Here is a 25,972-nt window from a genome sequence, read left to right as displayed (position 1 = left end):
CGCGTCAAATCCGCCGGTCGGCCATGACCATCAGCCGACGAGACATCGGCTGGAACTGGCCGGGCATATGGTCGCGCCTCCGTTCCAGCCGGATGCCAGGAACCGCGACCCCGTCATAGATGTCCAGCTTCGCCACCGACACGCGAACCCACTGCACCTGCTCGTGGGTCAGGCACATGCGGGCGATCTTCTCCGCCAGCATTTCGACCAGATTGGTATGTTCGTCCATCAGGATCCGCTTCAGCCCGGACAGAAGATCATCATAGGACAATACGTCGCCGATATCGTCGGAGAATTGAGCTCCGTCCTGGCGAACCTGTAGCAGCAGGTCGATGCGCACCCGTTGAGGCGCGTCGTGCTCGTGATCGAAGACACCGATCCGGCAGGGCAGGACGACATTCTCCAGGAACAGCTCGTAGAGGCCGGCGGGACTGGCGGCAGCCAGGGAGTCGGCGGTGCTCACGCCGCGCGCGCACTGGGCGGAAGGGATCGTATCGAGCATCGCTGCCGTCCTCCAGGCTGTTGTCCGGCGGAGCCGGACGCGTGTTGGGTGTCGGGCGGGCCGTTTTGAACCTTAACGACATGTGGAGCGCGGCATCTGTTCGAATGCGACACCGAATTGGCGTTTTCCGCCGTCCCCCCTATGGCGTCCGCACCCGATCCCGACCCACACGGCGGTATGAGCGGCGGCATCAAGACAGGCTGATGAACTCCTGCGCCGCGGCAAGCGGGCTATGCCGCTGGTTCTGGCGTTCGCTCCGCGGTGCGATGCCGAAATGATCACGGTAGCATTTGCTGAAATGGGTGGCGGAAATGAAGCCGCAACTGATCGATACCTCCATCACCGACATGCGGGTCTGGCACAGCAACTGTCGCGCCCGCTTCATCCGGAGGCCGAGATAGTATTTGGCCGGCGAGCAGTTCATGTATTTGCGGAACAGCCGCTCCAGATTCCGACGGGACTGGCCCAGCTCCGCGGCGAGCGCCAGCAGATCCAGCGGTTCCTCGATGTTGGCCTGCATCACCGCCACGGCGGCGTTGAGATCCTCGTGATCCAGCATCGGGTTGGCCTGCAACTCCTCCTGCTGGCGGATGCTGCCGGCGCGGATCTTGGTGTGGAGGAGCTGCTCGGCGATGTCCATCGCAAGCTTCTCGCCATGGCGGGCGGCGATCAGGTGCAGCATCATGTCGGTGGCCGCGGTTCCGCCCGCGCAGGTGAAGCGGTTGCGGTCGATCGTGAACAGCTCGCCCGTCGCCTCGATCTCCGGGAAGGTCTCGGCGAAGCCCGCCATGTTTTCCCAGTGGATGGTGCAACGGTAGCCGTCCAGCAGGCCGGCGCGGGCGAGGATATGGCTGGCCGTGCATAGGGCACCGAAAGCGACCCCCTGGGCGACCGAACGCCGCATCCATGAGAACATCGCCCGATCCTCGTACCAGTGGCCGCCGATGCCGCTGCACACCATCACGGTGGACAGCGGGGGCGCATCGGCGATGGCGTGGTCGACACAGAGCCCGATGCCGTTGCTGGCGCGCTGGACACCGCCATTCGGCGACAACAGCACCCAGCGGTAGAGCTCCTTTCCACTGATATGGTTGGCGAGGCGGAGCGGCTCCACCGCCGCGGTGAACGCGATCATCGAAAAATCGGGAACCAGGAGAAATCCGATCGTGTCGACCTTGGAAACCCCGGATTGCTGTTCATCGCACTTCATTGTCCCGTGCCCCTCTTCCGCTTTCCTGTTCGTATCGTCGTGGGTCGCGAATGGTCGGCGAACACGCTGTTCTTCCATGGCCTTGTTGTTTCTGGCGGCCAGGTTCGGATGGGCGGCAGGTTGTTTCCTTTCCTCGCCATCAAGCTTTTATGACAGACAGCCTACGCAGGTCCGGCCCGACGACATTGAACAAAGCGGACATAATTCTTGAAGAAGCACGGCGTTGGTCGGATCAGGACCGTTTTGTGCGCAAATCATACAGGTGCGAACGGTAATATCCCTCAAGCGGAGCTTCGCCACCCATTCCAATACGAAACTTAGCGGACGGGCCCCGGACCGGAACCATTCAGAGGCAGGCCAGCAGTTCGCCCTGTCCGCCGAACGCACGGTCATCCAACCAGCGGCGGGTCCGACCGATCATGCCTCGGCAGGTGGCTGGAACGCCATCCAGTTCGGACAGAGGCTTGTCCGGAAGTCATCCAACGCTGGTCGACGGGGAGAAGGCCGATCCCGCCGCCGGCCGGATCAGCCGGCAACCGCCGTCGGACGCGTCTCTGCTCGGTGGACGGGCTGGCGACGTGGTGGAATGGCCGTGCCGGGATGGATCCCTATCTCTCATCATCCGCTCGGCATCGCCCGACTGACCTTCCCAAGGGAACTTCAAGGAATTTTTATGTGAAAATGGCATGTTTCGTCGATATTCAAAAATTCATGAAATGGTAAATTTAAGTAAATATTTTTTAATAGAGGATATTCATGAATCTTGTCTGCGCGATCTTGTTAAAACACATCGTGATTCATGTCTTTTAACTGGAAAATCGTAGGAAGTTTCGTATTGTCACCGGGTTGGCCGACGCCGCTGCAACGTTACGGCTTCGGTCTTTGACAGTTGTGTCTTTGAACAGGGAAGAGAGGGCGCAGATGAAGACGCTTTTCCGGTCCGCGCTGCTCGCGGGCATGGTCGCCATTGCCCCGATGGCCGCCATGGCCCAATCGGGCTCCCCTCAACCGCTCGCACATTGGCCGGCGGCGGCGGCGGCGAGCCTCAAGACGCTGGTGTCAGCCAATGCCGGCAAGGGTGCCTACGCGGTGTTCGACTCCGACAACACGCTCTACCGCTACGACCTTGAAGAATCCCTGCTGCCCTATCTGGAACGCAAGGGCGTGCTGTCGCGCGAAAGCATGGACCCGTCCTTGAAGATCATTCCCTTCAAGGACGTGAACGGCCACAAGGAAAGCCTGAACAGCTATTATTACCGGCTGTGCGAGATCGACGATCAGGTGTGCTATCCGTGGGTGGCGCAGATCTTCTCCGGTTTCACCCTGGCCCAGTTGAAGAGCTTCGTCGACGAGATGCTGGCCGACGGCAAGCCGATCCCCGCCACCTATTACGACGGTGACGCGGTCAAGACGGTCGAGATCAGCCCGCCCAAATTCTACACCGGCCAGCAGGAGCTGGTGAACCACCTGACCGCCAACGGGATCGAGGTCTATGTGGTGACCGCCGCCAGCGAGGAGCTGGTCCGGATGGTCCTGTCCGATCCGAAATACGGCTACAACATCAAGCCGCAGAACGTCATCGGCGTCACCATGCTGCTGAAGAACCGCTCCACCGGCGAAGTGACCACGGCGCGCAAGCTGATCGCCGAGGGGAAATACGACTGGGCGAAGACGATGGACCTGGAACTCGGCACCTATCTGTGGGCGCCGCTGACTTGGTTCGCCGGCAAGCATGCGGCGATCCTCACCTACATCGATCAGTGGAAGAAGCCGGTGCTGGTGGCGGGCGATACCCCCAGCAGCGACGGCTACATGCTGCTCCATTCCACCGACGCTGCGAATGGCGGCATCCGGCTGTGGGTCAACCGCAAGGACAAATACATGAAGCAGATCAAGCAAATGTGGGAATCTGCCGCCGCCAGCCAAGCGGCGCAGGGGCAGCCCGTCCTGGCCGATCGGAACTGGACCGTCGTCCAACCGGACGAGATCCAGTAACGTCACCCCTTTCGCTCCATGAAAGCATGAAGGCCCCGGCCGGGACAACCGCCGGGGCCTTTGCTTGGACCTTCGCTTGTGCGCCCAGCATGGGCGCGTTCTTGACGGTGGAAGTCCCTCTGTAAGCTTAGTCACGGCGAACGAAGTGAAACGCAACTGCGAAAGGGTGACGATGCCGCTGTCCACCGGTCATGCTCCGATGCGGGTGGGAAGAGGCTTGACCCAGAAGCGAAGGGGTTTGGCGGTCTCCTCCCGGTCGCAGGCGTTCCTGGTCGAGCGGTGCGCCGGTGGCCGCCGCAATCATGCGGTTGCGGTCGAAGGCCGCCAGGATGAGCCCACCCGGCAAGCCGCCGAGACCGGAGAGATAGCGCTCCTCATAAGCGGCCGAACCGGAATAGAGGAACGGAAACTCACCCAGCACCGCCAGCCGCAGGGCAACCAACTCCTCCAGCCGGCCGGCAAGGACGGCGCCGGCCAGCCGCTCGATCCGAATGTCTCCCGGCTGCCGCCGCCCGCTTGGTGGCATTGGCCGCGCCGGAGGAGCGGCTGCGACGCGCCCGTCCGGGAGAGCCCGCGCGCTCACCGCGCCGGCACCGGCAGGAACCGCCTTAGGAACGCGAAGCGGGCGGATCGCGGAGCGACGGCGGTTCGCCCGAAACTCTGGGTGATGCGGTCGAGGATGATCGCCAGCAGCACGACGCTGAGGCCGCTCTCGAAGCCGAGCGCGATGTCCAGGCGCTGGATGCCCTGCAACACGACATTGCCCAGCCCGCCGGCGCCGATCATCGAAGCGATGACGATCATCGACAGCGCCATCATCATGGTCTGGTTCACCCCGGCCATGATCGAGGGCAGGGCGTTGGGCAGCTGCACCTTGAACAGCAGCTGGCGGTCATGGCAGCCGAAGGCCTTGCCGGCCTCGACGATCTCCGCCGGCACCTGCTGGATGCCCAGCGCCGTCAGGCGCACGGCCGGCGGCATGGCGAAGATCACGGTGGCGAGGATGCCCGGCACCCGGCCCAGCCCGAAGAACATCACGGCCGGGATCAGATAGACGAAGGCCGGCATGGTCTGCATGAAGTCCAGCGTGGTGCGGACGATGCTTTCGACCACGCGGTTGCGCGCCATCCAGACGCCCAGCGGCACGCCGGCCAGAAGACAGAGCAGGGTGGAGGTCAGGACCAGGCCGAGGGTGGAGGCCGTCTCCGCCCAAAGCCCCATGCCGACGATCAGCAGCAGGGAGGCGACCGTGAAGACGGCGAAGCCGACGCCGACACGCCACAGGGAGACCGCGACGATCAGCCCAATCAGCAGCCAGGCGGGCGCTCCGACCAGCACGAAATCGACGGCGGCGCCGAAGCCGTTCACCACCAGCGAGATCGCGTCGAAGGTCGATTGGAAATGGTCGAGCATGAAGCTGACCAGTTCCTCGACCCACTTGCCGATTCTGAAGTCGAAATCCATCGGTCAATCCCCCCGGACCAGAGTGTGGAGCATGAGGGCGCGCGAGATGGCGCCGAGGAAGTTGTGGTCGTCGTCGACGACCGGCACCGGCCATTCGGTGTCGGCGACAAGCGCCAGCAGGGAATGGATGGGGGTGGCGGCGTTCACGGTTTGGACGTCGGGCAGGAAGGCGTTGACGAAGCGGGGCTGCGGCCCTTTCAACTCGCGCTCCAGCGTCGTCTGCGACACGATCCCTTCGAAACGGCCGCCCTGGGTACGGACATAGCCGAAATCGTGATGGTTCTCGCGCAGCTGGTGCAGGGCCGGAGTCAGCTCGCCGGGCAGGCGGATGACGGTGTTGGTCGCCTCGTAGCGCGCCACGTCGCCGGCCCGCAGTACCTTGGAGGCGTCGACGTTGCGGAAGAAGGAGCGGACGTAATCATCGGCCGGACGGCTGAGGATCTCGTAAGGCGTGCCGACCTGCACGATGCGTCCGCCCTCCATGATGGCGATGCGGTCGCCGATGCGCATCGCCTCGTCCAGGTCGTGGGAGATGAAGACGATGGTGCGCTGGTGCTCGTGCTGCAGGCGCAGCAGCTCGTCCTGCATTTCGGTGCGGATCAGCGGGTCGAGGGCGGAGAAGGCCTCGTCCATCAGCAGGATGGTCGGGTCGTTGGCGAGCGCACGGGCGAGACCGACGCGCTGCTGCATGCCGCCGGACATCTCGCGCGGGTAGCGGTGGGCGTAGGCGCCCAAGCCCACCTGTTCCAGCGCCTGCTGCGCCGCCTTGTGACGCTCCGCCTTCGAGGCGCCGGAGATTTCCAGGCCGAAGGCGGCGTTGTCCAGCGCGCTCAGATGCGGCATCAGGGCGAAGGACTGGAAGACCATGCCCATGTTCCGGCGGCGGGCCTGGATCAGCTCGGCCTTGGACATGCTGACCAGATCCTTGCCATCCAGCAGGATTTCGCCGCTGCTGGGCTCGATCAACCGGTTCAGCAGCCGGATCATGGTGGATTTGCCGGACCCCGACAGCCCCATGATGACGAAGATCTCGCCGGTGCGAACCTGAAAGCTGGCGTCGAGCACACCGACATTGACGTTCAGCTTTTCCAGAACCTCCGCCTTGCTGGCGCCCTGGCGCAGCATCGTCAGCGCAGGCTTGGGGTCGGCGGAGAAGATCTTGTAGACGTTCCGGACCTCGAGGCGGACCGCCGCGTCGTCTCCGGCGGTCACCCCGGCGGTGCCGCGGGGTAAGCCCAGACTGGCCGGCCCGCCGACCGAAACCGCGCTTCGCATCATCGTATTCATCGACAGGCCTCCCCCGGCTTCGCGACAACGTGACCCGTGGCACTCGGAGGATCGTTTTGCATGGTCATGGAAGCATTCCCTGTTCGACAAGGCTGTCGTAGATGGCCAGCGCTCCCGCTTCGGCTGACGGGTTGACCAGCAGTTGGCCTCTTCCGCTCTTGCTCTCGGTCGCCGCCTTCAGCCGGTCCAGGGCCGAGCCGCCGCGTTTCACGCGCATCAGCTTGGGCTTCGGGCGCCACGGTCGGTGCTCGCAGTCCGACAGGAAGAGATCGGCGGTCGCCTGGACCTCCAGCGGCTCGACGACGCCCCGGCGGGCCGGGCCGAAGGCCGACGGACGCGCGGGCGGGGCGGACGGGTGGATGGCCGCCACGAGGCGGCCCGAGACGGTCAGCGCCCGCCGCTGCCCGCGCGGCAGCGCCTGGACGAGGTCGGCCTTGCCCGTCACCGCGTCCGCGACGTCGGGTGTATCGGTGGGGTCGATCCGCACCACGTCGGAGACGACCGCGGCATCGAGCCCGCGGGCGATCAGATAGGGCAGCATGCCGCTGCCTTCGCCGGTCTCCGCCTGCCGTCCGGTCAGCACCAGCGACGGGGCGAGGCGGCGCAGATGGGCGATCAGCGGTTCGACCGGATCGCTTCCCTCCGGCAGGACCAGCAGGGTCAGCCGCTCCAGCCCCATGCCGAGATAGGCGCGCAGCGCTTCGGCGTCGACGGCCGGTCCGGCATGGATCGCCGTCAGCCGCCGCGGGCGCAGCGCCAGCGCCATTTCCAACGCCTGGGCGTCGGTGGCGGCGCGGCGGGCGCGGCCGGAGACCGGATGGCGGCCGATCGACAGCAGGACGGCGACATCGCTCATGACGGCGTCAGGCATGGCGGCGCTCCCGGATGAGCCGGATCAGGGCGGGCATGACGTCCTGGGCATCGGCGACGATGGACAGGTCGGCCCGCTTGATCATCTCGGCGTGAAGGTCGGTGTTGACGGCGATCACATGCCGGACGGCGGTGATGCCCTGGAGATGCTGCGGCGCGCCGGCGATGCCGACGGCAAGATAGCAGCGCGCGCCGACCACCGTGCCCGAGGCGCCGACCTGCCGTTCGCGCGGCAGATGGCCGGCATCGCAGACCACGCGGCTGCCGGCGCGGGTGGCACCCAGCGCCTCGCCCAGTTCGGCGAAGCTCCGCCAGTCGGTCACGCCGTTGCCGGCGCTGAGGATGAAGTCGGTCTCCGACAGGGCGAGCGCGTCGGGATCGACGGCCAGCCGGCGGGCGCCGCCCAGCCTGGGCAGCCCCTCCTCCCCCGCCATGACCGGGTCGGGCAGGGCGAGCGGCCGGGCCTCGTGCCGCACGCCGTCGAGCGGCGCGAGGGCGTCCGCCGCGACCGTCATCAGCCGGGTCGGGCAGTGTCCGGTCTCCAGCGATCCGCCGGCCGACTGGCGGGTCGCCCGGTCGGGGCCGAGGCTCTGCACACCGGTGAACAGCCGCTCTCCCACCGCCGCCGCGAGCCGCCGCGCCACGTCGCCGCCGTCCTGGCTGTCCGGGAACAGGATGTGGCGGGGGGACAGCGCCGCCATCAGCGCCGACGCGGCGGCGGCCCGCCGTTCCGGCACGTAATCGTCGGCCCAGCCGTCGGGCAGGGCGACATGGCGGTCGGACCCGGCCTCTGCCAGCGCCTCGCCCGAGCCGGTACAGACGGTCACCACGGCACCGCCCCCCGCGTCGGCCAGCAGGCGGGCGGCGGCGATCACCTGCCGGTCATGTTCGCTGACCTCGCCGCCGGGGCGGTCGAGCATGGCGAGGATCAGATAGGCCGGCTCGGCGATCACCTGAACCGGGATCGCGGGGGCGGGGGCGGCGGTGCCGGCGATTGCCGCAGCGGTGCCGGTCGTGGCCGCATCGCGCGTCCAGTCGTAGCGCGGGCGCGGCTGACTCTGGACCAACGCGGCGGCCCGAAGGGCACGCGGGTCGCGGCGGCGTTCATTGACAGCGGCGGTAACCGGCTGGCGCAGCAGGCGTGGGCGCGGGCCGGTCAGGATGGTGCGGGCGGCGCGCTCGGCACGGGGATCGACACGGCGGCGGCCGATCGGGAAGCTGGTTGGGAGGCTGGTCATCGGGCGGCCTCCGTCGCGGCGAGCACCAGTTCGGCGATCTCCGCCACCTCCGGCCGGGGGCCGACGACGCCTTCCAGCATCAGGGCGCAGTTCGGGCAGGCGACGGCGACCAGCGAGGCGCCGGTCTCGCGGACATGCTCCATGCGGACGTCGGGGATGCGGCGTTCGCCCGACACGTCGGTCAGCGGGGCGCCGCCGCCGCCGCCACAGCAGCTCGACCGCAGGCCGGAGCGCAGCATCTCCCGGCGCTCCACGCCGATGGCGTCGAGCAGGACGCGCGGCGCCTCGATCTCGCCATTGTAACGGCCGAGATAGCAGGGGTCGTGGAAGGTGACGCTACGCCCGACCGGCTTGGTCACCGTCAGCGCGCCGCCGGTGATCAGCTCCAGCAGCAGGGCGCTATGGTGAACGACCGTCCAGCCGCCGCCGAAGGCCGGATATTCGTTGCGCAGCGTGTGCAGCGCGTGGGGATCGGCGGTGACGATGCGATTGAGGCGGCGGGCGTTCAGCGTCGCGATGTTGCGGGTCGCCAGCGACTGGAAGGTCGCCTCGTCGCCCAGACGGCGGGCGACATCGCCGCAATCCAGCTCGTCGTCGCCCAGCACGGCGAAGTCCACCCCGGCGCGGCGCAGCAGCAGGACGAGTGCCCGCAGCGAACGTTGGACCCGCAGGTCGAAGGCGCCGTCGCCGACCCAGAGCAGCGTATCGCAGGAGCCGCCGGCCGGCAGCCGGGGCAGCGACAGGTCGGCCGCCCAGTCCCAGCGCCGGGCGAGCGCGCGGCCGCCGGGCGTGTCGGTGGCGCGCAGCTCCTCCAGCATGATGGCGGCCTTGGCCGGAGTGGCGCCCAGCTCCAGCGTCTGGAAGCGGCGGAGATCGACGACCGCGTCCACATGTTCGATCATCATCGGGCATTCCTGCACGCAGGCGCGGCAGGTGGTGCAGGACCACAGCGTGTCGGGATGGATCATCGCATCCGGCCCGATCAGCGGCAGCGCCGCACCGCCATGGGCCTCGCCCACGCCGCGGCCGGGATGTGGATTGCCGGCATAGGCGGCGTCGCTGGCCTGGCTGTCCATGGCGGCGACCAGATCCTGCACCAGCTTCTTCGGGTTCAGCGGCAGGCCGGCGGCATAGGCCGGACAGGCGGTCTCGCAGCGCCCGCACTGGACACAGGCGTCGAAGCCGAGCAACCGGTTCCAGGCGAAATCGATGGGACGTTCCACGCCCAGGGCGCCCGGCCCGGCGGTGGTGGCATCCTCCACCGGGGCGAGCGGCAGCGGCTTCAGCCCGGTGTCGCGCCCCTTGCCGTCATGGAAGCGGGCTGGGCGCGGGTGGAAGGCCAGATGCAATGAGCCATGCACGGCATGCTTCAGCGGTCCCTTCCACACACCCCAGACCAGATCGGCCATCGCCACCCCGGCGACCGCGATCAGCGCAAGCGCCAGGACCTCCGGCATCACGCCGCCCAGCGCCTGATCAAGCGCCACCACCAGCAGGCAGCCGGAAAATCCCGGAAGCGACAGGGGAAGGCGGGCGAAACGGCCCTGCGACAGCTCCCGCGGACGCAGCACCCGGCGGCGATGCCGGACCATCAGGGCGCCAGCCAGCATGACCGCCAGCGCCAGTGCCAGCACCAGCCAGAGAATGCGCGATCCGGCCCAGGAATTGGTCATGGCGACGCCCATCGCCACCAGCAGCGCAAGCGCCGCGAGGAAACCGCCGGCGACCAGCGCATGGAAGCGGGCATTGAACGGCGTGCGCCCCACCACATGGTGGACATCCACGAGATAGCGGCCGGGCAGGGCGCGCAGGCCGGCGACCACATCGACCGCCGCCGGACGGCCGGCCAGCCAGCGCCGCGACTGCCAGCCGGCCAATGCCGCGCCGATGGCGAGAACGGCAAGGACGACGGTGGAAAGAGCGGTTGCGATCACGTCGGACGGCTCCTGTCGCGTGGCGGAGGGCGAGGTGTCAGATGTCCTTGCAGAGACGCGCCGCGTCGTAGATGGCGGCGTGGATGTTGCGGCCGGCCACCGCGTCGCCGATGCGATGCAGGGTGTAGCCGCCATGGCCGTTGGCCTGCACCGGCTGCGGCCGGCCGGCGATCAGGCTGTCGAGGTCGGTTTCGCCGCGGTTCAGCGAGCGGTCCTTCAGGTCGAAATAGAGACCGTCATTCGGCAGGGTGCCGAGTTCGACAACGATTTGGTCGACCAGCCGCTCCTCCTCCTCGTGGGTGTATTCATTGCGCAGGACCGCGACGCGGCGGTTGCCCTCCGGGTAAATTTCCACGAGCTGGTGATTGGTGGTCATCACCACGTTCAGCTTGTACAGCTCGCGCAGATGGATCGGCTGGTTGGTGGTGCCGACCTCCTCCGCGACCATGCGGTCGGGGGTGGCGATCTCCACCAGCGCCCCGCGCCTGGCCATGAATTCCGCGCAGGAGGCGCCGTGATGTTGGCCGGTGCCGTCATACATCAGGACAGTCCCGGTCGGCTCAACCGCCCCGGTCAGGATATCCCAGCTCGACACCGCCAGATCGGCGCCCTTGAAGTCACCGCGGTTGGGACGGCCGCCGGTCGCGAGGATCACCACGTCGGGAGTCTCGGCCTCGATGGCGGCGCGGTCGGCCTCCACGCCCAGACGGACATCGACACCCAGCTTGGTGACCTGCTGGGACAGCCAGCGGGTGATGCCGGTCATCGCCTCGCGCCAGGTCGCCTTGGCGGCGATGGCGATCTGACCGCCGGGAGCGGCGTTGCGCTCGAGCAGCACGACCGAATGGCCGCGCTCGGCGCAGACGCGGGCGGCCTCCAACCCGCCGGGCCCGCCGCCGACCACGACGACGCGGCGCCTGCGCTCCGCCTTCGGGATCACATGCGGCATGCTGCGCTCGCGGCCGGTCGCGGCGTTCTGGATGCACAGCGCGTCGCCGCCGACATAGATGCGGTCGATGCAATAGCCGGCGCCGACGCATTGGCGCACGTCGTCCAGCCGCCCCTCCATCAGCTTGCGCACCAGATGCGGGTCGGCGATGTGGGCGCGGGTCATGGCGACCATGTCGACATGGCCTTCCTCCACCGCGCGGGCGGCGGTGGCGAGGTCGGTCACGCGCTGGGCGTGGAAGACCGGAATGCCGGCCTCGCGCTTGATGCCGCTGGCCAGATGCAGGAAGGGCGCGACCGGGAAGGACATGTTGGGCAGCGAGATGGCGTGCGCCAGATGATCGCGCGCCTGTCCGCCCAGCACATTCACGAAATCGATCAGCCCGCGTTCGGCATAGCTGCGGGCGATGGCGATGCAGTCGTCGTGGCTGAGGCCGTCGTCGATCAGCTCATCGCCCGACATGCGCATGCCGATGACGTAATCGTCGCCGACCTCGGCGCGGATCGCCTCGAACACCTCGATGCCGAAGCGCATGCGGTTTTCCAGGCTGCCGCCATATTTGTCGGTGCGGCGGTTGGCCGACGGGCTCCAGAACTGGTCGATCAGGTGGCCATGGGCCGCCGACAGCTCGAAGCCATCCAGGCCGCCCTCCTTGCAGCGGCGGGCGGCGGCGGCATAGCCGGCGATGATCCGCTTGAAGTCGAAATCCTCCATCTCCTTGGGCGTGTTGCGGTGCGCCGGTTCGCGGGCGGCCGAGGCGGAGACGGTCGGCAGCCAGTTCTCGGTGTCCCAGCGGGTGCGCCGGCCCATGTGGGTAAGCTGGATCATCAGCGCCGCGCCATGGCGGTGCACCCGGTCGGAGAATTCCCGGAAGAAGGGGATGACGCTGTCGTCGGCGACGGATATCTGGTTCCAGGGTGCCGCCGGGCTGTCCACCGCGACCGAGGAGGAGCCGCCGAACATCGTCAGGCCGATGCCGCCCTTGGCTTTTTCCTCATGGTAGAGCTGGTAGCGCTCCTTGGGCTTGCCTTCGGACCCGTAGCCCGGCGCGTGGCTCGTGCTCATCACGCGGTTCCGGATCGTCAAATGCTTGATGTGCAGAGGCTTCAAAAGGGCTTCGGCGGGTGAGGACATGGCAGGAACGACCCCCGGTATTGAGCCTGCCTAGGATTCACCATCGCCACCATTGCCGCGTTGCCCCCCGCGACCGGGAATTACCTTTTTGCGACAGGGAGGGGACAACTTGAGGATGGTCTGTCAAATATTTGAATTATTTGAAGAAACCAAGGTCATGCCCGGTTACTCCGCCTCCGCGCCGCCTTGAGCCGCCAGTGCCGGATCTTCGAAGAGGCGACGGTCGGGCAGAAGGGAATCCCCATTCGTGCGCCGGAAAGCGGCGAGCGGTGAAAAATGCGGATCGACCTCCGCATCCGGCTCCACGGTGCGCCGGGCCTCCGACGGCGAGACGCCGAACAGGTCCCGGAACTGGCGGGAGAAATGGGCGCAATCGGCGAAGCCGGCCTCGTTGGCGATGGCGGTGACCGAGCGCTTGGTGTTGCGCAACAGCCAATGACCATAACGCAGACGCAGCGTCCGGTAGTAGGTGGCCGGGCTGGTGCCCACGGCCAGACGGAAGAGTCGTTCGAATTGTCGGGTGCTGACATTCAGCCGGTGGACGATCTCCTCCACCGACAGGGGATCGCTGATGTGCTGCTCCATCAGCAGCAGGGCGCGGCGGACCCGGTCGTTGGTGATCTCCACGACCGTCGGCGGCTGCGGTTGCGATTGGCTGGCGGGCCGGGCCTTGTCGATCAGCAGGATGTGCATGGTTTTCTGGGCTGTGGCGCGGCCCAGATGGCGCTCGATCAGGAAGGCGGCCAGATCCGCCACCCCGGCGCCGCCCGAACAGGTGATGCGGTCGCGGTCCACCACGTAAAGCTGGTCGGCCACCGGCACCAGATCGGGGAATTCCTCGATGAAATCGCGGTGATGGTACCAACTGACGCAGCAACGGCGGTTCTTCATCAGACCGATGCGGCTCAGCACGAAGCTGCCGGTACACACGCCGACCAGGGTCACGCCATAGGATGCCGCGGCGCGCAGATAGGCCAGCGCTTCGTCGTCCAATTGCGGGCCGGCATGCAGCAACCCGCCAACCACCACCACATAGTCGAAGCGGCGGGGATCGGTCAGCGGCTCCCAGCGGGCGACGCCGATACCGCAGCTGGACATCACCGGCTCCGCCCGCGACCCCATGATGGTCCAGCGGCAACGGATCTGCCGCGACCGGTCGCCCTCGTCGGCCGCCAGCCGCAGGGCGTCGATGAAGGGGGCGAGCGCCGTCAGGGTGAAGTTGTTGGTCAGGATGAACCCGACCGACAAGAGCGCGCGTTCCTCCTGCCGGGGTGCGGGATCGCTACCGCCGAAACGGCGATATTCCACTGTCTTCCCCACCAGGACAACCTCTCAGTCTGACGGCCGTTATCCGTCCTTCGGAATGTTAGCGTCAGCGGCTTGCCCCCGGAAGACAATTCATGCGGGATGCTTCTAGCGCTCTATCACCAGATCGCTGGTCGGACGGCTGCAGCAGAGCAGGATCAGCCCCTGGTCGATTTCGCGTTTGCGGATGCCGCCGGTATGGTTCATCTCCACGGTGCCGGCGATCAACCTCGTCTTGCAGGTTCCGCACAATCCTTGAGAGCAGGATGTCGGAACCCGGATATCGGCGGCCGATGCCGCATCCGCCACCGGCATATCCGGCGGGCAGGTGAAGACCTTGCCGCTCTTGGCGAATTCGACGCGGAAGCCGGTCGGGGACGGCATGTCCAGGATCGGCGCGGCCATGGGCGGCGGCGCTCCGGCGGCGAGCACGGCCGCCATTTCCTCGAAGTTGAAACTCTCCTGATGGTAGCGGCTCATATCGAAGCCACCTTCCTCCAGGAAGGCGCGCACTGCTTTCATGAAGGGGCCGGGGCCACAGACGAAAACCTCGCGGTCCTTGAAGTCCGGCGCGATCAGCCCGAGCATCGGCAGCGACAGCCGCCCGGTGAAGCCGGCCCAATGGGCCTCGCCGCCGACCTCCTCGCAGACATGGGCGACGCGCAGGTGGCGGCCGGGGCCGGTCAGCGCGTCCAGTTCGCGGCGGAAGACGATGTCGGCAGGAGTCCGGGCGGCGTGGACGAAGATGATGTCGTGATCGTCGCCCAGATCATCGAAGGTCCGGGTCATCGACATCAGGGGCGTGATGCCGCTGCCGCCGGACAGGAACAGGAACTTGCGCGGCGCTTCGGAGACGCCGGGGGTGAACTCGCCGAGCGGGCCGACCGCGCGGATGGTGTCGCCCGGCTTCAGATGGTCATGCAACCAGTTCGACACCGGGCCGCCGGGCACACGCTTGACGGTGATCGAGAGCCGGTGCGGCCGCGCGGCGGACGAGGAGACGGTGTAGCTGCGGTGAATGGTTTCGCCGCCGATGGGCAGTTCCAACGTGATGAACTGCCCCGGCTTGAACCGGAACAGGCAGGGGTGCCGCGGTGCGAAGACGAAGGTCTTCACATCTTGCGTCTCATCCCGCACCGCCCGGCACACCAGCGTGTCATCGGTCTCGGGATCCCAATTCCGGACCGGAGGCGGCCCCGCATCCTGCTGCATCGTCATCCCTCCCTGAGCCGTGGACAGCGGGCGTCGCGTCATTCGGCGGCGACACCCATGGCGGCCTGCTTGCCCAGCAGATGCTCGGACATGCGGCCGACATACCACTCCGTGAACTTCTCCACGAGCGGCTCGGTGTAGGGTGAGTAGGGGCCCGGCTCGTAGGCGGGGCTGAGGGTGCCTTTGTGCGAGATCTCGACCAGATCGGCATCCTGCTGGTTGGTCGCCTCCCACACCTCGGTCAGGCGGTTCAGGTCGTAATCGACGCCTTCCACCGCGTCCTTGTGGACCAGCCAGCGGGTGCGCAGCAGGTTGCGGTCTGGACCGAGCGGAAGCACCGAGAAGGTGACGATGTGGTCGCTCATGAAGTGGTTCCAGGAATTCGGCTGGGTCCAGAAGGACAAAGCACCCAGCTTGCGCTCGCCAATGGAGCCCAGCAGCTTCCTTGAGGCGCTGCGGGTATCCTTGGTGTGGGCCTCGCCGGCACCATCCAGCGGCAGGCGTTCGGTGCGGAAGCCGGTGACGTCGGCCAGGCGCTCGACCTCGCGGCTGGGGAAGCCGGCCGCTTCCCAGCCGGCGTGGCAGGATTGCACCAGCGCCTCGTATTTGGCGGCATGTTCCATCCGCTTCGGGTTGGTGCCATCGGGAGCGAAGCCGAAGCCGTATTCGAACAGCGGGATGGTCAGTTCCGGATGGTTGCCGACGCAGTGGTAGCATTCACGATTGTTCTCCATCGTGAGCTTCCAATTGCCCTTCTCGATCAGATCCACCGTCTTGGCGACCTTGCAGTTCCTCAGATCGTGGGGAAGGATGTAGGGCTCGATGGCCGCCGCCATGCGGTCGATGTCGTCCGGCGCCTCTTCGGCCAGGCAGATGAAGATCAGGCCACCGACCGACCGGATATGGACCTTCTTCAGATTCCGGCACTTGCGGTCGAAATCGTTGCCCATATGCTCGGCGAACAGAAGCTCGCCATCCTGGCCGTAGGTCCACTGATGATAGCTGCACACCAGATTGCCGACCGAGGTCTTATCCTTCAGGATGATGCGCGCGCCGCGATGGCGGCAGACATTGTGATAGGCGCGCAGTTCCATGTCGTCGTCCCGCATGACGATGACGGAGGTCTTGCCGATATCCACCACCATCACGTCACCCGGCTCCGGCACATCGGGTTCCACACCCACATGCAGCCAATGGCGACCGAAGATGATCTCCATGTCCAGCTTGAAGATCTCCTCGCTGGTGTAGAACGGGGCTTCCAGGCTGTACCCCTTCTTTCGGCGCGTCAGCAGGGCTTCTATGGAAATCTCGGACGACATGACGGTTGACCTTCTGCGGAAGTGGGGCCGTGCGTTCGCGGAACCGCTTCGCCCTTGACCGGGCGCCGCTTTTTCGATTCCACGACGCACAGCCTGCCGCCCGCCGCAGCGCATCGCGTTCTGGATTGCGACATCAACTTTAAAAAGGCCGACAGTCCGTCCTGTCTTTTTGCGCATGCCGGCCTGGGGCAATGGTCGGTTTGCGACATCTCGCGATCGTCCAAAAGCGAAGACCGCTTCGTTCAATCGGGAAAGTGATGGATTTCCGGGTGGATGTTCAAACACCCGCATGTGAGCCACACGGCACTCGGGGTGGTGAGACGTTTGTATGAAGTTGTCGCAAATCCGATAATAATTGCCGCTGTGATGCAGGTTTTTTGCTTTCGCGGCCCGCATTCTCGCTCAATCGGAACTGATGCCCGCGATGATGCGCGCCGGTTGGAAAACAGCTTTTCATGATTCTGGAAGCTGATCCGGCATCCGTTCAATGGATGCGGGTCCGTCACCCGATCGCGCTTACCGCCAAGACGGAGGTGACCTCCCGAGTCATAGCACGCGTCCGGCCCAAGTCCTGGCGCGATGGATCGGACAGTCGGAAACAAAAAAGACCAAACAAGCGAGTCTGAACAAACAAGCGATACGAGGAGGCTTCTTGATGAAAATCTTCGGTAAAGCCTTGGGCATGCTGCTGTCGGCGGCCATGACGGTCGGTCTGGGGACCGTCGTGATCGCAAATCCGGCGCAGGCCGCCGAGAAGTCCATCAACATCGGCTGGACCGCCTGGTCGGACGCCGAGGCGGTGACGAAACTGGCCAAGCGTGTGATCGAGGAGCGGTTCGGCTACAAGGTCGAGCTGACCATGGCCGACATCGGCATCCAATATCAGGGCATCGCCAGCGGCAAGCTGGACGCCATGCTGATGTCCTGGCAGCCGCTGACCCACAAGCCCTATCTCGACAAGGTCGGCAAGGACATCGTCGATCTCGGCCCGCTCTACACCCGCGCCCGGCTGGGCTGGGTGGTGCCGGATTACATCCCCGTCGATCAGGTCAAATCCATCGAAGACCTGAAAAAGCCGGAGGTGCAGAAGCAGCTCGGCGGCAAGATCCAAGGGATCGACCCCGGATCGGGGCTGATGCAGGCGTCGGAGAAGGCGCTGAAGACCTATGATCTGAAGGGATTGCAACTGGTGTCGGCCAGCGACGCCGCGATGCTCGCCGCTCTGGAGCGCGCCATGAAGCGCAACGAATGGATCGTCGTGACGAGTTGGAGCCCGCACTGGATGTTCGCCAATTGGAAACTGCGCTACCTCGAGGATCCGAAGGGCGCGCTGGGCGGACTGGAAAGCGTCAATGCCATTGTCCGCAAGGGCTTATATCAGGATCATCCGGAAATATTCGAATTCCTGAACCGGATGGTCCTGCCGATCGGTGACCTTGAGGCGATGATGCAGGAAGCCCGCCAGACCAGCTATGAGCAGGCGGTCGACAATTACATCAAGAACAACAAGACCCGGATCGATTACTGGGTCACCGGCAAGCTTTGATCCGCAACCGCGCCGCCGCCGGGGTGGTGGCGCACCCTTTCCCGTAACGCTTCCGGGGCGGCCGGTTCAAAGCGCAGTCGCGTGACGGACGGCCGTCTCCAGCCATTCCCGCCTTCAGCCAATCGATGATCGAGGTCGCCGATGGACTCATCAGCACTCAGTGGCGGCCGTCGCCGGCGGGGGGCTCGTTACCCGGCATGCCATCCAACGACCCCGCGATCGGCGCCTGAGGCAGGAAGGGAAGTCGCCGGTCGACGGGAACCGCCGGCCGGACCGTCATGCGCCAGAGCGCGAAGGTCAGCGCGGCACCCGCCACCAGCGCCGAAAACAGGAACAAGCCATCCTGTTCGAACACCGCCATCACCACGGAGGCCAGGAAGGGGCCGGCGATGGCGCCCGCCGAGAATCCCAGCACCATGCCGCCGCTCGCCGGCACCATCTCGGCGGGCGTCAGGAAGTCGTTGGTATGCGAGACGCAGATCGGGTAGATCGCGAAGATGATCCCGCCGAACAGGGCGACGCCGACGACGAGGGGGCCGAACCCGCTCGGGGGAAGCATCGTCATGCCGATGCTGACGATGATCAGGGCGCCGAACAGGCCGACCAGAACCAGCCGTCGGTCCAGAAGGTCGGAAAGCTTTCCAAACGGCCACTGGAGGAGCATGCCGCCAATGATGGCGGCGCTGACGAAGGTCGCTGATTGGCCGAGGTCATAGCCGAGGTGCCGGATATAGATCGGACCCAGCCCATAGAAGGCGCCGACCACCAGCCCGCTGATCACCGTGCCGGCGAACCCGAGCGGACTCGCCCGATAAAGATGACGGATATGGACGGGCGCCAGCTTCTGAAGAAGCGGCGGGGCGCTGCGGCTCAACACGACCGGGAGAAGGGCCAGGGAGATCAGGATCGACACCAGGACGAATTGTCTGAAGCCATGTGGATCGTCGACGACCATCAGATACTGCCCCGCCCCTTGCGCTCCATAGAGGGCGATCATGTAGAGGGCCAGGATCCGCCCGCGTGTGCCGGATGTGGCGCTCTGGTTGAGCCAGCTTTCGATGCAGACGAACAAGCCGGCCATGCAGCATCCCTCGACGAGGCGGAGGGCGATCCAGGCCAGGGGATCGGCTCCCAGGGTGTGTCCCAAGGTGGCCGCGACGAGAACCGTCGCCGAGGCGCTGAAAGCGCGGATATGGCCGACCTGCCCGACGAGCCGGTATGCCTGCATCGAGCCGATCGTCACCCCCAGGTAATAGGCGGCGGTCAGCGCGCCGAGCAGGATGGGCGACGCCCCCGCCGCGTCAAGGCGGACGCTGACGATGGTCGTCAGCGCTCCCGTCCCGCCCATCATCAGGAACACCGCGACGAGCAACGGGACGATCGGCTGGATGATGGACATCGCGCTTGATCCGGCGGCGGAGAAGGGAAACGCCCATATGTCGAGGCTGAGGGGCCTGACCGGGAGGAAACACCATCCTTAATGGCCGGGCGTGGCCAATGTCCATCTCGACCTGACTCGGTTTCGCGACGCACCGCTTCGGCTGATCGGTCTGCCGGCGCCAGCCCCTTTCACCGGCCATGCGGGTCGGCGGACGGGCCAGCGAGCCGGCGGGGGATGACGTCAGGCGAGGTCGACGATGATCGGCTCATAGCCGAGGCGTCTCAGGAACACCGACAAATCGTCGGGGTGCATCGACAGTGTCGCGCGGTTGGTCATCGGGTGGAAATTGACGGTGTCGCCGGCGAGAACACGCCGCTCCAGCACCAGACGGACCCGGCGCTCCTTGTCCGCCACCAGGGCCAGCGGGCTCACTCCGCCCGGCTCGATGGACAGGACCTGCTCCAGCGTGACCGGCGAGGCGAAGGACAGTTTGGCCGAGCCGATGACCGGGGCGAGTTCCTTCATGTTCACCGACTGGTCGTGCGGAAGAACGACCAGCCAGAGGACGCCCTTGGCATCCTTCAGAAGCAGGTTCTTGGTGTGCACGCCGGGGACGCTGCGCCAGTGTTCCTCGGCATCGGCGACGGTGCGCACCGGCGGATGGGCGTGCAGCTGCATCGGCGCCGACGCCAGCGCGAGTTCCCGGCACAGCTCCTCGGGAATGCCGGCCTCACGCCAGTGGCGCTGCATGGTGTCGTTGTCGTCGAGCATGTTCGCCGTCCTTGCCATTTCATGGACCGTAGCATGGCGAAAGGATCCACCCGCCGATTGTACGGGTGCGTCACCGGCGTTGAATGGGACGGCCTTGATGGAGTCTCAGCCCCTGCGGAAGACGGACGGTGTCATGCCGCGGCGTTCCTTGAAGGCGCGGACGAAGTGCGAGGAATCACAGAAGCCGACGGCGGCGGCGATCTCCGTCACCGACTGTTCGGTGTTGCGCAGCAGGAATTCGGCATGTTCCAGCCGCATGATCCGGTAGGCCTCTGTCGGCGTCATGCCCAACGCGTTCTGGAAATGCCGTTCCATCTGGCGCCGGGCGGCTCCCAGGCGGCGCGCCATCTCCGCCACCGACAAGGGCACGTCGATGTTCTGCTGCATCAGCAGCAGCGCCTTCCGCACCACCTCGTCATTGGTGGAGAAGTCGAGTGGGATGCCCGGCTGCGGCTTCTCCCCACGCAGCGCATCGTCGATGATCATGATGTGCAGGCTCTTGCGCGCCTGGGCCCGCCCGACATGCTTTTCGACGAGATAGGCCGCGAGATGGGCCGAGCTGGTCCCGCCCGAGCAGGTCAGCCGGTCGCGGTCGACGATGAAAATCTGATCGGATACCGGGGTGATCCCATCGAACTGTTCCAGGAAATCGGCATGGTGGAACCAGCTGATGCAGCAGCGATAGCCGTCCATCAGCCCGGCGCGTTGCAGGATGAAGGCGCCGGTGCAGACGCCGGCCAGCGGGATCTTCGCCGCCGCCGCCTGACGCAGATAGCCGATGTAGTCCGGGCTGAGGTTGGAGATCTCGTCGATCAGCCCGCCGATCACGACGATGTAGTCGAACTTGGCCGGGTCGCCCAGCCGTTCCGTCGGTTGAACCAGCATGCCGCAGCTTGATGCCACCGGCCGCATCTGGTCGGACAGCACCGCCCACTCGCACAGGATCGGCCGGCTGCGGTCGCCCTCGTCGGCGGCGAGCCGCAGCACGTCGACGAAATTGGCGAAGGCGCACAAGGTGAAGCGGTGGGCCAGGATGAAGCCGACGGACAGGCGCGGCGAGGCGGAGCGGGTCGGGAACCGGCCGCCCCTGGCGGCGTTGGACCTCGCAGCGCCCGCCGCGATGCCGCCACCCCCGATATCGTTCGTCATGTCGCCTCCGTCGGACGCGTCGTCGCACAGGTGACATTAAACTGACGCATCCATTCTGTCCAATGGTCGGACGCTTTCCGATACTGTCAGCACGTTGAACTTCGCGGTGCTGCCATGACCCGCTTCTCATTCTCCTCGCTGTTGACCAACGCGCTGACCGGAAACAAGAACTGGCAGCCTCAATGGCCCGATGCGGAACCGAAATCCGAATATGACGTCGTGATCGTCGGTGCGGGCGGGCATGGCCTGGGTGCGGCTTACTATCTCGCCAAGGAACACGGCATCACCAACGTCGCGGTGGTGGACAAGGGCTGGCTCGGCGGCGGCAACACCGGCCGCAACACCACCATCATCCGCTCCAACTATCTCTATGACGAGAGCGCCCGGCTCTACGAGCATGCGGTGAAGCTGTGGGAAGGGCTGAGCCAGGAGCTGAACTACAACGTCATGTTCTCGCAGCGCGGCGTGATGATGCTGGCGCACACGGTGCATGACATCCAGAGCTTCAAGCGCCACATCCACTCCAACCGCCTGAACGGCATCGACAACGAGTGGCTGACGCCGGAGCAGGCCAAGGAATACTGCCCGCCGCTGAACATCGCCGCCAACGCCCGCTATCCGGTGATGGGGGCCGCGTTGCAGCGGCGCGGCGGCACCGCCCGCCACGACGCGGTGGCCTGGGGCTATGCGCGGGCCGCAGCGGCGCGCGGGGTCGACATCATCCAGAACTGCCCGGTGACCGCCATCCGCCGCGACGCCTCCGGCCGCGTCTCCGGGGTGGAGACGGCGCGCGGCTTCATCAAGGCCGGAAAGGTGGCGGTGTCGGCCGCCGGCAACACGTCGGTGGTGATGGACACCGCCGGCGTCCGGCTGCCGCTGGAAAGCTATCCGTTGCAGGCGCTGGTGTCGGAGCCGGTGAAGCCGGCCTTCCCCTGCGTGGTGATGTCCAACACCGTGCATGCCTACATCAGCCAGTCGGACAAGGGCGAGTTGGTCATCGGGTCCGGCACCGACCAGTATACCTCCTACAGCCAGCGTGGCGGGCTGCCGCTGATCGAACACACCGTCGCCGCCATCTGCGAGGTGTTCCCGATTTTCAACCGCATGCGCATGCTGCGCAAATGGGGCGGCATCGTCGATGTCACGCCCGACCGCTCGCCGATCATCGCCAAGACGCCGGTGCCGGGGCTGTATGTCAATTGCGGCTGGGGAACCGGCGGCTTCAAGGCGACGCCGGGGTCGGCCAACGTCTTCGCCCACACCATCGCCCGCGACGAACCGCACCCGATCAACGCGCCCTTCACGCTGGAACGCTTCAAGACCGGCCGGCTGATCGACGAGGCCGCCGCCGCCGCGGTCGCGCATTGAGGAGACGACCATGCTGCTCATCCGCTGCCCCTATTGCGAAGCCGAGCGTCCGGAGGTGGAGTTCACCTATGCCGGCGAGGCGCACATCGCCCGCCCGGCGGATCCCTCCGCCCTGTCCGACGACGAGTGGCGCGACTTCCTGTTCATCCGCACCAACCCGCGCGGCCGGCATTTCGAACGCTGGCGCCACATGCATGGCTGCGGCCGCTTCTTCAACGCGGTGCGCGATACCGTGACCGACAAATTCGCCATGACCTACAAGGCGGGGGCTCCGCGTCCAAGCGACGAGGAGATCGCGCTTGCCGCCGCCACCAGCGCCGGGGAGGCGCGTCCATGAGCAATTTCCGCATCGCCGGCAAGGGCAGGGTCAACCGTGGCCGTCAGGTCCGCTTCAGCTTCGACGGCGTGGACTACACCGGTTGCGAGGGCGATACCCTGGCCTCCGCGCTCCTGGCGAACGGCGTCCATCTCGTCGGACGGTCCTTCAAATACCATCGTCCGCGCGGCATCCTGACGGCCGGGTCGGAGGAGCCGAACGCGCTGGTCGGCAGCAACCGTGGCAACGGCCGGTTCGAGCCGAACACGCGGGCGACCGTGCTGGAGGTCTTCGAAGGGCTGAAGACCGAGAGCCAGAACCGCTGGCCGTCGCTGACCCGCGACATCGGCGCGGTGAACGACGCGCTCTACAGGCTGTTCTCGGCCGGCTTCTACTACAAGACCTTCATGTGGCCGAGGAGCTTCTGGGACAAGCTCTACGAGCCGGTCATCCGCAACGCCGCCGGCCTGGGCAAGGCACCGACCGCTCCCGACCCCGACAGCTACGCCAGCCGCTTCGCCCATTGCGACGTGCTGGTCGTCGGTGGCGGTGCCGCCGGTCTCGCCGCGGCGCTGGAAGCCGGGCGCGGCGGCGCGTCGGTCATCCTGTGCGACGAGCAGAACGAGCTGGGCGGCTCGCTGCTGTCGGAACCGGCGGCCGAGATCAACGGGCAACTGGCCTGGGACTGGCTGGAGGACACCAACGCCGCGCTGGCGGCGATGCCGAACGTCACCGTGCTGCCGCGCACCACGGCCATCGGCTATTATCACCAGAATTTCGTCGGGCTGTGCCAGCGGCTGACCGATCATCTCGCCATCGTGCCGGACGGCGCCCCGCGCGAGCGGATGTGGAAGGTCCGGGCCAAGCGGGTGGTGCTGGCCCAGGGCGCCCTTGAGAAGCCGCTGGTGTTCGCCGGCAACGACCGGCCGGGCGTGATGCTGGCGGGTGCCGCGCGCACCTATCTGAACCGCTACGGCGTCAAGGTCGGCAACCGGGTGGTCGTCGTCACCAGCCACGACAGCGCCTGGCACGCCGCCTTCGATCTGGCCAAGGCGGGGGTGGAGGTCGCGGCCATCGTCGATATCCGGGGGAGCGTGCCGAGCCAACTGGCGGCGGCGGCCGACGCGCTCCGCATCAAGACGCTGATCGGCTGGACCGTCAGCGACACCAAGGGCCGGCTGCGCATCTCGTCGGTGCGGGTCAATCCGGTCACCGGCGGCAAGGTCGGCGGTGCCGAGACCATCGCTTGCGACGCCCTGCTGATGTCGGGCGGCTGGACCCCCAGCGTCCATCTGTTCTCGCACACCCAGGGTTCGCTCACCTGGAACGAGGACGGCCAGATGTTCCTGCCCGGCCATGGCAAGGAGGAGTGCCGTCTGGCCGGCGCCGGCATGGGCCGCTTCGGGCTGAAGGCCGCCTTCGAGGATGGCGCCGCCGCCGGAGCCGCCGCCGCCGCCGCCGCGGATGTCGGGTTCGCCGCCGAGCCGGCGGCCTATCATGTGGAAGGCGAGCTCTCCTTCACCGGCGTGACCAGCCGGGAGCTGCCGACCGACCGCGATCCGGGCCATGCCAAGGCGTTCGTCGATTTCCAGAACGACGTGATGGCCAAGGACATCCGGCTGGCGGTGCGCGAAGGCTTCAAGTCGATCGAGCACATCAAGCGCTACACCACCAACGGCATGGCGACGGACCAGGGCAAGACCTCCAACATCAACGGTCTGGCGGTCGCGTCGGACGCGCTGAAGCGGCCGATCCCGGCGGTGGGCCTCACCACCTTCCGCCCGCCCTACACCCCGACCAGCTTCGGCACCTTCGCCGGCTACAATAAGGGCGCGCTGTTCGAAGTGACGCGCAAGACGCCGATCGACGGCTGGGCCGCGGAGAACGGCGCGGTGTTCGAGCCGGTGTCGCTGTGGCGCCGCGCCTGGTACTTCCCCCAGGTCGGCGAGGACATGCATGCGGCGGTGGCGCGCGAGTGCAAGGCGGTTCGCTCGTCCCTTGGGATGTTCGACGCCTCCACCCTCGGCAAGATCGAGATCGTCGGTCCCGACGCCGCCGAGTTCATGAACCGCATGTACACCAACGCCTGGACCAAGCTGGCGCCCGGCCGCTGCCGCTACGGCCTGCTGCTGGGCGAGGACGGCTTCATCCGTGACGACGGCGTGATCGGGCGTCTGGCACACGACCGGTTCCACGTCACCACCACCACCGGCGGCGCCGCCCGCGTGCTGGGCATGATGGAGGACTACCTCCAGACCGAATGGCCGGACCTGAAGGTCTGGCTGACCTCGACCACCGAGCAGTGGTCGGTCATCGCGCTGCAAGGTCCGAACGCCCGCAAGCTGATCGAGCCGTTCGTCGAGGGCATCGACCTGTCGGAGGGCGCCTTCCCGCACATGGCGGTGGCGACCGGCAGGATTTGCGGCGTGCCGACCCGGCTGTTCCGCGTGTCCTTCACCGGCGAACTCGGCTTCGAGATCAATGTGCCGGCGCGCTACGGCCGCGCGGTGTGGGAAAAGCTGTTCGAGGCCGGGCAGCGCTTCGGCATCACCCCCTATGGCACCGAGACGATGCACGTCCTGCGTGCCGAAAAGGGCTACATCATCGTCGGCCAGGATACGGATGGCACGTTGACTCCGGACGATGCCGGCCTGTCCTGGGCCATCGGCAAGACCAAGCCGGACTTCGTCGGCAAACGCTCCCTGTCGCGGCCCGACATGCTGGCGACCAACCGCAAGCAACTGGTCGGCCTGCTGACCAGCGATCCGAAGACCGTGCTGGAAGAGGGCGCGCAGATCATCCTCGATCCCAACCAGCCGGTGCCGATGGAGATGGTCGGCCATGTGACCTCGTCCTACTGGAGCGCCGAACTGGGGCGGTCCATCGCCCTGGCGGTGATCCAGGGCGGCCGGGCGATGGAGGGCCGGACCGTGCATGTGCCGATGCCGGACAAGGTTCATGCCGCGACGATCACCGGCATGGTGTTCGTCGACCCCGAGAACAAACGTCTCAGCGCATAGGA

General features: G+C 66.4%; 22 protein-coding genes. 7 read left to right on the top strand and 15 right to left on the bottom strand.

Features of this window, described 5'->3' with window-relative positions; all coding sequences use genetic code 11:
• Window positions 1-4: 4 nt before the first annotated feature.
• A complete protein-coding gene (locus tag AZL_RS25530) occupies window positions 5-502 on the bottom strand; it encodes a dihydroneopterin aldolase (RefSeq protein ID WP_012977312.1) in 498 nt (165 codons plus the stop codon).
• A 190-nt stretch (window positions 503-692) separates the two neighbouring features.
• Window positions 693-1,637, bottom strand: coding sequence for a GlxA family transcriptional regulator (locus AZL_RS25525; protein ID WP_204367326.1), 945 nt, complete (start codon window positions 1,635-1,637; stop codon window positions 693-695).
• Between the two features lie 54 nt (window positions 1,638-1,691).
• On the opposite strand from AZL_RS25525, the gene AZL_RS36420 reads away from it, so the two are divergent.
• Both AZL_RS36420 and AZL_RS25520 read left to right on the top strand, forming a co-directional pair.
• Complete coding sequence (locus AZL_RS36420) at window positions 1,692-1,865, top strand: hypothetical protein (RefSeq protein WP_158306017.1); 174 nt, start codon at window positions 1,692-1,694, stop codon at window positions 1,863-1,865.
• 804 nt (window positions 1,866-2,669) lie between these two features.
• Window positions 2,670-3,707 carry an HAD family hydrolase gene (locus AZL_RS25520; RefSeq protein WP_042445830.1) on the top strand — a complete coding sequence of 346 codons (1,038 nt, stop codon included), beginning with the start codon at window positions 2,670-2,672 and terminating at the stop codon, window positions 3,705-3,707.
• Window positions 3,708-3,834: 127 nt separating this feature from the next.
• Here the strand turns inward: AZL_RS25520 and AZL_RS36710 are convergent, their stop codons facing one another.
• The 10 genes from AZL_RS36710 to AZL_RS25470 all read right to left on the bottom strand — a co-directional run bounded on the left by AZL_RS36710 (window position 3,835) and on the right by AZL_RS25470 (window position 16,419).
• Complete coding sequence (locus tag AZL_RS36710; protein WP_193760108.1) at window positions 3,835-4,149, bottom strand: hypothetical protein; 315 nt, start codon at window positions 4,147-4,149, stop codon at window positions 3,835-3,837.
• A 137-nt stretch (window positions 4,150-4,286) separates the two neighbouring features.
• A complete protein-coding gene (locus tag AZL_RS25510) occupies window positions 4,287-5,171 on the bottom strand; it encodes an ABC transporter permease (protein WP_012977308.1) in 885 nt (294 codons plus the stop codon).
• A gap of 3 nt (window positions 5,172-5,174) precedes the next feature.
• Window positions 5,175-6,458: a glycine betaine/L-proline ABC transporter ATP-binding protein ProV gene (gene proV / locus AZL_RS25505; protein WP_148219643.1), complete on the bottom strand. Its 1,284-nt coding sequence runs from the start codon at window positions 6,456-6,458 to the stop codon at window positions 5,175-5,177.
• A gap of 64 nt (window positions 6,459-6,522) precedes the next feature.
• On the bottom strand, window positions 6,523-7,329 hold the full coding sequence (locus tag AZL_RS25500; protein ID WP_012977306.1) for an electron transfer flavoprotein subunit beta: 807 nt from the start codon (window positions 7,327-7,329) through the stop codon (window positions 6,523-6,525).
• Complete coding sequence (locus tag AZL_RS25495) at window positions 7,322-8,566, bottom strand: electron transfer flavoprotein subunit alpha/FixB family protein (protein WP_012977305.1); 1,245 nt, start codon at window positions 8,564-8,566, stop codon at window positions 7,322-7,324. The genes AZL_RS25500 and AZL_RS25495 overlap by 8 nt, the downstream gene beginning before the upstream one ends.
• Window positions 8,563-10,500, bottom strand: a complete 1,938-nt coding sequence (locus AZL_RS25490; RefSeq protein ID WP_012977304.1) for a DUF3483 domain-containing protein — start codon at window positions 10,498-10,500, stop codon at window positions 8,563-8,565. Before AZL_RS25490 ends, AZL_RS25495 begins: the two co-directional genes overlap by 4 nt.
• Before the next feature lie 37 nt (window positions 10,501-10,537).
• Window positions 10,538-12,583, bottom strand: a complete 2,046-nt coding sequence (locus tag AZL_RS25485; protein ID WP_012977303.1) for an NADH:flavin oxidoreductase — start codon at window positions 12,581-12,583, stop codon at window positions 10,538-10,540.
• A 165-nt stretch (window positions 12,584-12,748) separates the two neighbouring features.
• The gene (locus AZL_RS25480) at window positions 12,749-13,891 is read right to left on the bottom strand and encodes a GlxA family transcriptional regulator (RefSeq protein WP_042445624.1); all 1,143 of its coding nucleotides are present in this window, start codon (window positions 13,889-13,891) and stop codon (window positions 12,749-12,751) included.
• A 105-nt stretch (window positions 13,892-13,996) separates the two neighbouring features.
• Window positions 13,997-15,100: a hybrid-cluster NAD(P)-dependent oxidoreductase gene (locus AZL_RS25475; RefSeq protein ID WP_052293790.1), complete on the bottom strand. Its 1,104-nt coding sequence runs from the start codon at window positions 15,098-15,100 to the stop codon at window positions 13,997-13,999.
• A gap of 38 nt (window positions 15,101-15,138) precedes the next feature.
• A complete protein-coding gene (locus AZL_RS25470) occupies window positions 15,139-16,419 on the bottom strand; it encodes an aromatic ring-hydroxylating oxygenase subunit alpha (protein ID WP_012977300.1) in 1,281 nt (426 codons plus the stop codon).
• A gap of 54 nt (window positions 16,420-16,473) precedes the next feature.
• Between AZL_RS25470 and AZL_RS35845 the strand changes: the two genes are divergently transcribed.
• Window positions 16,474-16,677, top strand: coding sequence for a hypothetical protein (locus tag AZL_RS35845; protein ID WP_148219642.1), 204 nt, complete (start codon window positions 16,474-16,476; stop codon window positions 16,675-16,677).
• A 397-nt stretch (window positions 16,678-17,074) separates the two neighbouring features.
• Complete coding sequence (locus AZL_RS25465; RefSeq protein WP_012977299.1) at window positions 17,075-17,965, top strand: glycine betaine ABC transporter substrate-binding protein; 891 nt, start codon at window positions 17,075-17,077, stop codon at window positions 17,963-17,965.
• Between the two features lie 157 nt (window positions 17,966-18,122).
• On the opposite strand, the gene AZL_RS25460 is transcribed toward AZL_RS25465, so the two are convergent.
• From AZL_RS25460 to AZL_RS25450, 3 genes are all read right to left on the bottom strand, one after another.
• Entirely contained in the window at window positions 18,123-19,364 is a 1,242-nt protein-coding gene (locus AZL_RS25460) for an MFS transporter (RefSeq protein ID WP_012977298.1), read from the bottom strand.
• A 222-nt stretch (window positions 19,365-19,586) separates the two neighbouring features.
• On the bottom strand, window positions 19,587-20,117 hold the full coding sequence (locus AZL_RS25455; protein WP_148219641.1) for a YbaK/EbsC family protein: 531 nt from the start codon (window positions 20,115-20,117) through the stop codon (window positions 19,587-19,589).
• 105 nt (window positions 20,118-20,222) lie between these two features.
• On the bottom strand, window positions 20,223-21,266 hold the full coding sequence (locus AZL_RS25450; protein ID WP_012977296.1) for a GlxA family transcriptional regulator: 1,044 nt from the start codon (window positions 21,264-21,266) through the stop codon (window positions 20,223-20,225).
• 114 nt (window positions 21,267-21,380) lie between these two features.
• On the opposite strand from AZL_RS25450, the gene AZL_RS25445 reads away from it, so the two are divergent.
• From AZL_RS25445 to AZL_RS25435, 3 genes are read left to right on the top strand one after another with little or no spacing between them, the layout of a single operon-like run.
• The gene (locus AZL_RS25445) at window positions 21,381-22,634 is read left to right on the top strand and encodes a sarcosine oxidase subunit beta family protein (RefSeq protein ID WP_012977295.1); all 1,254 of its coding nucleotides are present in this window, start codon (window positions 21,381-21,383) and stop codon (window positions 22,632-22,634) included.
• A gap of 10 nt (window positions 22,635-22,644) precedes the next feature.
• Window positions 22,645-22,971, top strand: coding sequence for a sarcosine oxidase subunit delta (locus AZL_RS25440; protein WP_012977294.1), 327 nt, complete (start codon window positions 22,645-22,647; stop codon window positions 22,969-22,971).
• Window positions 22,968-25,970, top strand: a complete 3,003-nt coding sequence (locus AZL_RS25435; RefSeq protein ID WP_012977293.1) for a sarcosine oxidase subunit alpha — start codon at window positions 22,968-22,970, stop codon at window positions 25,968-25,970. The genes AZL_RS25440 and AZL_RS25435 overlap by 4 nt, the downstream gene beginning before the upstream one ends.
• The last annotated feature ends 2 nt before the right edge of the window (window positions 25,971-25,972 follow it).

This window comes from Azospirillum sp. B510, from assembly GCF_000010725.1.
GTDB classification, from domain to species: domain Bacteria; phylum Pseudomonadota; class Alphaproteobacteria; order Azospirillales; family Azospirillaceae; genus Azospirillum; species Azospirillum lipoferum_B.
This window is presented reverse-complemented; position numbering and strand designations above follow the sequence as displayed.